This is a genomic window from Streptomyces sp. ATLC9, assembly GCF_057196705.1.
On the sequence record NZ_JBXUOY010000649.1, the window covers coordinates 1 to 223 of the forward strand.

Consider the following 223-nt stretch of genomic DNA (forward strand, 5'->3'; position numbering starts at 1 on the left):
GCGCGCCCAGGCCGAGCGGTTCGGCGCCGAGCTGATCGCCGACGACATCACCGCCGTCGACCTGGAGGGTGAGATCAAGGCCGTGACCGATTCGGCCGGTACCGTGCACCGGGCCCGGGCGGTCATCGTCGCGACCGGCTCGGCCTACCGCAAGCTCGGTCTGCCCCGGGAGGAGGAGCTGTCCGGCCGCGGAGTGTCCTGGTGCGCCACCTGCGACGGGTTC

1 protein-coding gene is annotated in these 223 nt (G+C 73.1%); it reads left to right on the forward strand.

Annotated elements, in window-relative coordinates:
• The coding region (locus tag AC2CJA_RS27490) for an NAD(P)/FAD-dependent oxidoreductase (RefSeq protein WP_484605311.1) at nucleotides 1–223 on the forward strand (223 nt) is incomplete at both ends.